The sequence below is a fragment of the Carboxydocella sp. JDF658 genome (assembly GCF_002049395.1).
GTDB lineage: Bacteria > Bacillota.
The window spans coordinates 1-544 of record NZ_BDLR01000224.1 but is presented as its reverse complement, the minus strand read 5'-3'; the positions used below and the strand labels follow the sequence as shown (position 1 = coordinate 544).

Here is a 544-nt window from a genome sequence, read left to right as displayed (position 1 = left end):
TATAGATAAACTTGGTCGCCCCAGGATGAGCCAGGCCCCCAGGGTTGAGGGTAAGTTGTGGCTGCCGGAAAAACACCGGGAACTGGTGCAGATATGGCTGACCATGAAGTTACCCTATGCGGTAGAACTGATCCGCACCCTGGAAGGACGCTATTTGGTACATTTGACATTTGAAGTGGTCAGGGTGCAGGAACCGGACTTTGCTAAAGGTTGTCTGGCTATAGACACAAACCCTGATGGGGTAGCCCTGTGTAACGTTAGCGCTTCTGGCCAGCCGGAGCCGTGGGCGGAGGGTTTCAGCGTTCCTTATCCCGGCAACCTGGGCAAGTACGAAGGAGAGTTTCAGGTTATCCCTTACCCGAACGGCTTTCTTTATATCAGAATACCAGACTTAGCCTATGCTTCCAGCTTCCGGCGTAGTTACCTGATAGGCGTTTTAGCCAGAGTAGTGGTAGATATAGCTTTCTTTTCAGGCAAACCCATTGTTTTAGAAAACCTGAACTTTGGCAAAGACAGGCTGGACACTAATAAAAAGTTTAACCGC

General features: G+C 50.0%; 1 pseudogene. It reads left to right on the top strand.

Annotated elements, in window-relative coordinates:
• A pseudogene (locus JDF658_RS13915) lies at positions 1 to 544 on the top strand (IS200/IS605 family accessory protein TnpB-related protein); the annotation flags it as partial.